The following is a 4,150-nucleotide window of genomic DNA, read 5'->3' as shown; positions in this document are numbered from 1 at the left end:
CGCCCAGTGTGCGCAGGCGGCGGGGTCCAGCGGTCGCCGGTAGTACAGCCCGAAATCGTGGTCCCGGTCGGGGCGGTGGGTGCCACGCGCCCGGCTGCCGCCGAGGCAGACGCCGACCACACCCGGCACCTCGGCCGGCCGCCGCGCCAGCGCGGCCCGGTCGGCGTCGGTGAAGCCGGCCGGGCGGACGGCGGGGTCGTCCGGGCTGCGGTCCATCCGGCGATGGTGGCCCGCCGCGGCCGGGGCGGGCCGGCGGTTTTCGGCCCGGGTCAGGCCCGCTCGGCGCCGACCAGCCGCTTGCCCATGCAGACGCTCTGCGGGGAGTCCTTGTAGTAGCCGAACTTGGTGACCGCCTCGTAGCCCTCGGAGGCGTACAGCGCGATGGCCTCCGGCTGCTCGGTGCCGGTCTCCAGCACGAGCCGGGTGCGCCCGGCCTCCAGCGCGGTGGCCTCCAGGTGGCGCAGGAGGGCACGGGCCAGACCGCGTCCGCGGGCCCGCTCGACCACGTACATCCGCTTGAGCTCGGCGTCGCCGTCCCGCAGGCCGTCCCCGTCGCCCTCCTTGGCGCGCCAGCCGCCGCAGGCGACCGCCTCGCCGTCCAGGTACCCCACCACGAACAGGCCGGACGGCGGGTCGAAGTGGTCCGCGTGCATCGACGTCTGGTCGATGTCGCCGTAGCGGCGGACGTACTCCTGCTGCACCTCGGCCGCCAGCCCGGCGGCGTCGGGGTGGCCGTAGCCGGTGGTGCGGATCTCCAGGGGGGACATGCTCGACATGGTTCTCAAGCCTACGGGGCCCGGTGCGCCGCGCCGCAGGCCGGGCCCCGCCCCCGGTCGGCCGGGGGTGCCGGGCGGCCCGGCCGCGCCCCGCTCAGCGGCCGGCCTCGAACCTCGCCACCAGATCGTCCTTGCCGAACATCCGGGCGGTGTCGAGGGCGGACGGCGTCCCGGCCGCCGGGTCGGCGCCGCCCGCCAGCAGCGCGGCCACGACCTCGTCCCAGCCCTTGAAGACCGCGCCGGCGAGCGGGGTCTGGCCGCGGTCGTTGGCCCGGTCGGCCTCGGCGCCGCGGGCCAGCAGGGCCTCCACCGCGCCCGCGTGCCCGTGGTACGCCGCGAGCATCAGCAGGGTGTCGCCGCGGTCGTTGCAGAGGTCGGCCGGCGCACCCGCGTCCAGGTAGGAGGCGAGCAGGGCCGCATCCCCGGACCGGGCGGCGTCGAACAGCCTGCCGGCCAGGGCCACGACCTCGGCGTCGGGCGTCTCGGGAGCGTTGTCGGCCATGGCACGGCCTTTCTGACGAGGGTCGATTTCCGTACGGCACCGTAGCGGACGACGCCGGGGCCGGATGGTCACGCCTCCGTTCGGGGGAATTTGCCCGGCCCGCCGAGGGCGGCCCGGCACCGGGGGGAGGCCTGTCAGCGCGGTCCCCCCGGCACAAAGCCTCGGTACGCATACCTCCGATGGAAATGGCCGGGCGAGATCCACCCGTTTGCCACATTCCATCATCTATTACTTTTTGTCACGATGAAGACACTTTCAGTAACCCTGTCCCCCACCCTCATCGAGGAGCTGACCTCGTGATCCTCTCCATTTCCGGCATCGTCCTCTTCGGCACCATCGCCTTCCTCTTCTTCCGCCGGGACGGACTCAAGGTGTCGCACGCCGTGGTCTCCGCGCTGTTCGGCTTCTACGTCGCCGGTTCCTCGATCGCCCCCAGCATCACCGCCGGCGGCGAGTCCCTGGCCAGTCTCATCGGCGGCCTCAAGTTCTGATCCCGGTTCCGTTCGGCCCGGGCGCGGATCCCACCGCCCCCGGGCCTTCCGGCTTCCGCCCGTCCCCCGCCGGCCCGACCCCCGCCGGCACCGGCCCTTCCGTCCCTGTCCCACCGCTCGGGGAGCCCGAATGTCCCTCACCCGCCACCTCGGCCGCGGCCGCGACCTCGCCCGGACCGCAGGCGACCACGCCGCCGACATGTTCGCGCCGCTCACCCTCATCGGCCGCGGGCTGCGGCGCCACCTCGAGTGGACCAGGAGCCGCTGGGCCGCCACCCCCAAGGAGCGCCGCGGCCCCACGCTCTTCCTGACCGCGGCGCTCGCCCTCGGCATCTTCCTGCTGCCGCACGGCCTGCTGTTCGCCCTGGTCGCCCTCATGGCCAGCGCCGCCTGGGCCGGACGCCGGCCCAAGGCCGCACCGGCCGCCGAGCCGGACGCCGGCGACCTCAAGCTGGCCGCGCTGTACGCGGCCCTCACCCCCTACCTGGCGGGGCCGGACGACATCAGCCCGCTGTACAGCTTCGACGGCGACCACAAGGCGGCGTTCAGCAACTGGGAGTTCGACGGCGACGGCCGCCTCGCCGCCCTGGAGGTGGCCTACCCGGCGTACTTCACCGACACCGAGCCGGCCGCCCGCGCCCGGATCGAGCAGGTCGTCCAGGGCAAGGCCGGCCGGGCCCGCGAGTACCGCTTCGACTGGGACGAGGAGTCCAACCGGCTCCGAGTGACCGCCCTCGCCCCGCTGCCGACCGACATCGCCGCCCAGCCGTTCGTGACCGCCCCCGGTGAGATCGTGCTCGGCTTCACCGACGCGCTCGGCAGCAGCCGCACCATCCCGGTCGTCCAGGGCGGCATCTCCACCCAGCAGCCGCCCGTGGTGTGGCGGGTCGGACCGCGCACCGGCGAGCCGCACCTGCTGGCACTCGGCGCGAGCGGGTCCGGCACCTCCACCCTGCTGCGCTCGATCGCGCTCCAGGCCCTGCCGTACGGCGACGTCGTGGTGATCGACGGGGCCGGCACCGGCGAGCACGCCTGCCTGGTGAACCGGCCCGGTGTGCACACCGTCGAGACCAGCCTGCACGGGGCGGTGGCCGCGCTGGAGTGGGCCGCCAAGGAGACCGAGCGGCGGCTCGGGCTGCTCAACGCGGCACGGCACACCGGCATCGCCGCGCCGGAGGACACCACCCGGCCGCTCTGGCTGCTGCTCGACCACCCGACCGAGCTCAGCGAGCTCGCCCAGGCCGAGGACCGGCCCGACCCGCAGGACCTGCTGGAGATCCCGCTCCGGCACGGCCGGTCCGCCCGGGTCACCGTGGTGATCGCCGAGCACGTCGACGCACTGGACCGGCTGCGGCCGACCGTCCGGGCGACCACCCGCGCCAAGGTGGTGCTCGGCCCGGTCGGCCCCGACCTCGGACGGGCCGCGCTCGGTGCCGCGCTCGACATCACCCCTGCCGCGCACACCCCGGCCGGCCGCGGCTACGCCCGGATCGGCGCCGCCGCCCCCGTGCGCCTCCAGGTGCCGGCCACCGTCGACCCGCTGGACGAGGACGCCCCCGCCCAGCTGCGGGACGCGGTGATCGCCCTGCTGCCGCACCGCGACACCCGGACGGAGGCCCCGGCCCCGGCCGGCGCGAGCGCCTCGGCCGGTTCGGTGACCGACCGCGCCGAGGAGATGGTCGCCGAACTCGGCGTGGACCTCGCCAAGGACGGCGCTCCGGTGCGGCCGCGCCCGGTCTGGTGACCTCCCGCCCGGAGCACCGGAATGCGTCATTCGGGTGATCGCTGTGTGCGCAGGAGGAGGCACCGAGGGTGACATCAGCGATCAGATGTGACAAATCGGGCGCTGATGGGTACAAACGTGGGCGGCACGACAGGCGACGCATGTCCCCGGACGGGAATCTTCGTCGACGGCCGAGCGTTGACCGAACGACGAAGACAGCGACCACTAGTCCTGTGGGCCATAAGCCCGGGAGGCACGATTCATGAGCGAGCGAGCTCTCCGCGGCACGCGACTCGGGGCCACTAGCTACGAGACCGACCGTGGTATCGATCTGGCTCCCCGCCAGACCGTCGAGTACGCATGTCAGAACGGACACCGTTTCGAGGTGCCCTTCTCCGTGGAGGCGGAGATTCCCTCGGTGTGGGAGTGCCGTTTCTGTGGCCAGGAGGCCATGCTCCTCGACGGCGAGGAGCCGGAGGAGAAGAAGACCAAGCCGACGCGTACCCATTGGGACATGCTGATGGAGCGTCGGACACGCGAGGAGTTGGAGGAGGTGCTGGCCGAGCGGCTGGCCGTGCTCCGCTCCGGCGGGATGAACCTCGCGGTTCACCCGCGCGACAGTCGCAAGAGCGCATGACCGCGCTCCCCGGTTCCGGGG

Annotated in this window: 6 protein-coding genes; 3 read left to right on the top strand and 3 right to left on the bottom strand. The window is 73.9% G+C overall.

From position 1 onward, the window contains the following. The 3 genes from ACFV0G_RS36295 to ACFV0G_RS36285 all read right to left on the bottom strand — a co-directional run. Nucleotides 1-216, bottom strand: a 216-nt coding sequence (locus tag ACFV0G_RS36295) for a nucleotidyltransferase domain-containing protein (RefSeq protein ID WP_380557127.1), incomplete at its 3' end; no start/stop codon positions are given. 53 nt (nt 217-269) lie between these two features. Then, nucleotides 270-776 (bottom strand): GNAT family N-acetyltransferase, encoded by a 507-nt coding sequence (locus ACFV0G_RS36290; protein ID WP_380557125.1) that lies wholly within the window; start codon nt 774-776, stop codon nt 270-272. A gap of 94 nt (nt 777-870) precedes the next feature. Beyond that, nucleotides 871-1,278, bottom strand: coding sequence for an ankyrin repeat domain-containing protein (locus tag ACFV0G_RS36285; protein WP_380557123.1), 408 nt, complete (start codon nt 1,276-1,278; stop codon nt 871-873). Between the two features lie 296 nt (nt 1,279-1,574). Between ACFV0G_RS36285 and ACFV0G_RS36280 the strand changes: the two genes are divergently transcribed. From ACFV0G_RS36280 to ACFV0G_RS36270, 3 genes are all read left to right on the top strand, one after another. After that, nucleotides 1,575-1,769 (top strand): hypothetical protein, encoded by a 195-nt coding sequence (locus ACFV0G_RS36280; RefSeq protein WP_380557121.1) that lies wholly within the window; start codon nt 1,575-1,577, stop codon nt 1,767-1,769. Between the two features lie 130 nt (nt 1,770-1,899). After that, entirely contained in the window at nt 1,900-3,513 is a 1,614-nt protein-coding gene (locus ACFV0G_RS36275; RefSeq protein ID WP_380557119.1) for an FtsK/SpoIIIE domain-containing protein, read from the top strand. Between the two features lie 241 nt (nt 3,514-3,754). After that, entirely contained in the window at nt 3,755-4,129 is a 375-nt protein-coding gene (locus ACFV0G_RS36270) for an RNA polymerase-binding protein RbpA (protein WP_100887323.1), read from the top strand. Nucleotides 4,130-4,150: the final 21 nt, after the last annotated feature.

This window comes from Kitasatospora sp. NPDC059571 (assembly GCF_042735675.1).
Taxonomy (GTDB): domain Bacteria; phylum Actinomycetota; class Actinomycetes; order Streptomycetales; family Streptomycetaceae; genus Kitasatospora.
The sequence above is the reverse complement of the archived record's forward strand: the minus strand, read 5'-3'. Positions and strand labels throughout refer to the sequence as shown.

Bases quoted from the DNA above. Each gene is read 5' to 3' on its own strand.
- ACFV0G_RS36290 (WP_380557125.1), bottom strand. From the start codon at position 776: ATGTCGAGCATGTCCCCCCTGGAGATCCGCACCACCGGCTACGGCCAC.
- ACFV0G_RS36285 (WP_380557123.1), bottom strand. From the start codon at position 1,278: ATGGCCGACAACGCTCCCGAGACGCCCGACGCCGAGGTCGTGGCCCTG.
- ACFV0G_RS36275 (WP_380557119.1), top strand. From the start codon at position 1,900: ATGTCCCTCACCCGCCACCTCGGCCGCGGCCGCGACCTCGCCCGGACC.
- ACFV0G_RS36270 (WP_100887323.1), top strand. From the start codon at position 3,755: ATGAGCGAGCGAGCTCTCCGCGGCACGCGACTCGGGGCCACTAGCTAC.